The 3,432-nt window shown below is 47.2% G+C and carries 5 protein-coding genes; 2 read left to right on the top strand and 3 right to left on the bottom strand.

What is annotated here, in order from left to right; translation table 11 throughout:
• The first annotated feature begins 97 nt into the window (after positions 1–97).
• A complete protein-coding gene (locus J4G07_10850; GenBank protein ID MCE2414497.1) occupies positions 98–1,279 on the top strand; it encodes a mandelate racemase/muconate lactonizing enzyme family protein in 1,182 nt (393 codons plus the stop codon).
• On the opposite strand, the gene J4G07_10845 is transcribed toward J4G07_10850, so the two are convergent.
• Genes J4G07_10845 through J4G07_10835 form a run of 3 tightly spaced genes read right to left on the bottom strand, consistent with a single transcriptional unit; the run spans position 1,224 to position 2,901 of the window.
• Positions 1,224–2,351 (bottom strand): AAA-like domain-containing protein, encoded by a 1,128-nt coding sequence (locus tag J4G07_10845; GenBank protein ID MCE2414496.1) that lies wholly within the window; start codon positions 2,349–2,351, stop codon positions 1,224–1,226. The two genes, J4G07_10850 and J4G07_10845, sit on opposite strands and share 56 nt — an antisense overlap.
• Positions 2,352–2,377: 26 nt before the next feature.
• On the bottom strand, positions 2,378–2,776 hold the full coding sequence (locus tag J4G07_10840) for a restriction endonuclease (GenBank protein MCE2414495.1): 399 nt from the start codon (positions 2,774–2,776) through the stop codon (positions 2,378–2,380).
• Positions 2,734–2,901, bottom strand: a complete 168-nt coding sequence (locus J4G07_10835; protein ID MCE2414494.1) for a hypothetical protein — start codon at positions 2,899–2,901, stop codon at positions 2,734–2,736. Before J4G07_10835 ends, J4G07_10840 begins: the two co-directional genes overlap by 43 nt.
• A gap of 106 nt (positions 2,902–3,007) precedes the next feature.
• Between J4G07_10835 and J4G07_10830 the strand changes: the two genes are divergently transcribed.
• Positions 3,008–3,220: a hypothetical protein gene (locus J4G07_10830; GenBank protein ID MCE2414493.1), complete on the top strand. Its 213-nt coding sequence runs from the start codon at positions 3,008–3,010 to the stop codon at positions 3,218–3,220.
• Positions 3,221–3,432: the final 212 nt, after the last annotated feature.

The following is a 3,432-nucleotide window of genomic DNA, read 5'->3' as shown; positions in this document are numbered from 1 at the left end:
CGCAATTTCAGAAATGTGATACAATTCGGAAACACATATAGCAAAAAGCGAAAAGCAAACTCCGTGAACGAAAGTATACCATTTCGGGAGGAACCTCATGCTCAGTATCAAACATCTCGAAGCGATTCCGTTGAACGTTCCGTTCTATCACGAACGGGTCAGCCGACACATGCACCGTGCCTTGACACACGGCGAGCGTGTCCACGTTTACCGGGTCGAACTCAGTAACGGCGTTATCGGATACGGCGAAAATCTATCAGATGAATCGGCGAACATTGAACAGGTCATCGGACAGAACGCGTTTGCATGTATGAACGATGACAGCATCGGGTTCGGCATCCAGATGTCGCTTTTCGATGCCGTCGGTAAATCCGTAGATGTGCCCGTCTACCAACTCATCGGACCGAAGGTTCGTGAGAGGTGTCCTATTTCGTGGTGGGACATTGATATGCCCCCGGAAGACTGGGTTGCGGAAGTCCAAGAATCGGTGAAGCGGGGTTACACGTCCGCGAAACTCAAAGCGCGCCCGTGGCGGGACATCTTCGCACAGGTGGATGCTGTCGGGAACGCCGTCCCAGCAGACTATCGGCTCGACATTGATTTCAATGGGTTTCTACGGACTGCGGGCAACGCCATCCCTGTATTGCAACAATTAGATGAACATCCGAACGTCGCCATATACGAAAGTCCCTACTATCTCGGCACGGATGTCGAGGGTGCAGCGCGATTACAAGGGGCTGTCCAGAAGCGGATCGTCGAGCATTTCAACGAATCGTGTTTGCACGCACGCTGTTGCGGTGGGTTCGTTGTCGGCGGTGGTGTGAACTCACTCCTGCGGACGAACGCACTCTGTGCCTCGTTTGCGCAACCTTACTGGCTCCAGATGGTCGGCACGGGTATCACAACGGCATATTCGGTGCATCTCGGTGCGGTGTTATCGCAGGCGGAACTGCCAGCGATTACGTGTCACGAGTTATGGGAATCGGATCTGCTCGAAACGCGGCTCGCTGTTGTTGATGGCACGATTCAGGTTTCGGAGGCACCCGGTTTGGGAATCACGGTGGATGAAAATGCCCTATCAACGTATCGCGTCGATGCGTCCACGCCGACACCGCAGCAACTATTCCGAGAGAGTGAATATACCTGTAGGGTGCATATCCCTGATGGCAGTGGTGGAGAGGTCGTTCACGATTTTCGTGATGAGGCTGTCTATTATCCAGCGTTCAGTGAAGGAGAGTATCCAGGGTTTGTACCGGGGGTTTGGATGGAAGTGGTTTGAGGCTTTGCCGAATATGATGCTGATAGATCGGGTTGGCGATTTCACACATTCTATTAGGACCTTTTACAATAACCCCATGAGTTATGAGTTCATTCATGATTTCATTGTCTATATTGAAGGGCAAACCTATCTTATAAGACATGATTCGGATAAGGAGACTTTCAAACCGACGATCCCTGCGGATATTGGTAAGCAGATGACTAATATTGATGTTCCCTTCCTCAAGGAGTTGCGTATGTGCTTTAGAAAAGTGAGCCATCGTAATCGGTTCAGTTTTAGGAATGTCCAGTTCCTCAGTGAGAATTTGCGCACACCGATTGACGAGAAAGGGTTGTCCAGCCGTGTGTTTGTGAATAGAGAAGATAACGTCAGGCGTGAAGGCTTGCCCCACCTCGTGGGTATATTGCTCGAGTAGTTCCTGGACTTGCATATGTGTGAAGTTGGGCAAGTGAAACTCGTCTTGGATATTGAAAGGTGAGATTGACCGATCGTAGTTGAGCTGCGTGATGTTTTTGACCCCAACAATACCGACACTGTAGGGACATCGGACACCTGAGGTGTCAAGATAAATGTAGCGAAGCGAATGTAGAAAACCACGAACGGCTTCTGGCGGGATGGCATCGAACTCGTCAATGATAAGGACAACTTTTTGGGAATTATCATGACTGGGCAGAAAACCGGTAAGTTGTTGAAAAAAATTTCTCATTGAAACATGGTCTGTTACCTCAATGTTTTCCAAAAATCGTTTCAAATCTTCAGAAGGGATACTGCCTCGCCTTTGGAAAACGGACGCAATTGCTCTGCAAACATCTACATGCAGATAACTATAAAAAGCAGCGGGGGTTAAATCAACATACACTTCAAAATTCAGCTGAATTGGAAAATACGCTTCAGTTATGAGGATATCTATAGCGGCGCGAAAGAGGGTCGTCTTGCCGGTCTGGCGCGGCGCGAAGAGGACGATGTATTTGCCTTTTTTCACTCTGTCAACAAAATCCGAAAGTGCCTCGGAGCGGCTCACAACGTAGTTTATTTCAGGAGTTACGGGTCCTTGGGTTCCGAACGTTCTCATTTTCTTCTCTCTTGTTGCTAACATCGTTAGGGATTTTCGGCGTTTTCAGCAAAATAATCGGAATCTACGCGTTTGATTTCGTAGGTTTTCTCTACAGAAACGCCGACGTTATGCTCAATCATATATTGTGCGACTTGGTTCCCATCAATTAAAATAATCTTAGAGTCAATTGTTTTCACATATTCTTCAGCACCTTTGGTAAAACCCGATGTTGTAATGAAGACTCCCTTTCGAGCACGTTGACCTTGTAGTGCCCCCGCAAATTTCTGAATTTCAGGGCGACTTACATTCTCTTTCCACTGTTTCGCTTGAATATATACGACATCAAGCCCCAATCTATCTTCGTTAATGATACCATCAATACCACCATCACCACCACGTCCTACGGCCTTACCAGCATCTTCCCGCGAACCACCGTAGCCCATTGCAACGAGAAGGTCAACAAATCAATTTCAAGAAGAGCCTTTTCCACGACATTATTATCCGGTAGTTCTATCTCGTAATCTTGATTTGTATCTGGATTCCAAGCCATTTTTGTCACAGTTTGCATAAAAATCTCCTTAGATTGAAGGTGTTAATAGCATAACACATTCAATCTATTTGTCAAGGAACACGTCGGGATTCGGAGATCCCTCCTACATGCGGAATAGTTTACTATGAGTCGTAGGTTGGGTAGAGCGGAACGGAAAAAGAAGACGCGGGGGTGCCAAATACGCCTGAAATCCGACCTGTCGGCATATCCACGCAACACCGCAGCGAAACCCAACTTCATACCGCCAGAGGTGTGGGCACTTCACAAGGAGAATGTTGGGTTTCACTCGGTATTTGGTCAATGCGGTGTCTCTGGAAATAACTTTGTTTTTCTCTGATATTTACGTTTTTGGTGGCATCCGTTCTACCCAACCTACAATTCTACTCGGGGCAGTTGGAAAGCGCACCTATCTTGGTTGGTCGTGTGGAAAAATAGTAGATTTTCCATAGTCGTGTGTTATACTATTTCTTAAGAGTTTGTACGGGGTTCGATAGAGAATCGACAATATTCCTTACTACGATATACGGCACATGGATCCAAAATCAAGAA

The sequence above is a fragment of the Candidatus Poribacteria bacterium genome (assembly GCA_021295715.1).
Classification (GTDB): Bacteria; Poribacteria; WGA-4E; order WGA-4E; family WGA-3G; genus WGA-3G.
Note: the sequence above shows the minus strand (reverse complement) of the source record. Positions and strands in the feature narration are given on the sequence as shown.

What these genes read in the sequence shown, in the direction of transcription:
- J4G07_10850 (MCE2414497.1), top strand. Translation starts at nt 98, where the DNA reads ATGCTCAGTATCAAACATCTCGAAGCGATTCCGTTGAACGTTCCGTTC.
- J4G07_10845 (MCE2414496.1), bottom strand. Translation starts at nt 2,351, where the DNA reads ATGAGAACGTTCGGAACCCAAGGACCCGTAACTCCTGAAATAAACTAC.
- J4G07_10840 (MCE2414495.1), bottom strand. Translation starts at nt 2,776, where the DNA reads ATGGGCTACGGTGGTTCGCGGGAAGATGCTGGTAAGGCCGTAGGACGT.
- J4G07_10835 (MCE2414494.1), bottom strand. Translation starts at nt 2,901, where the DNA reads ATGCAAACTGTGACAAAAATGGCTTGGAATCCAGATACAAATCAAGAT.
- J4G07_10830 (MCE2414493.1), top strand. Translation starts at nt 3,008, where the DNA reads ATGAGTCGTAGGTTGGGTAGAGCGGAACGGAAAAAGAAGACGCGGGGG.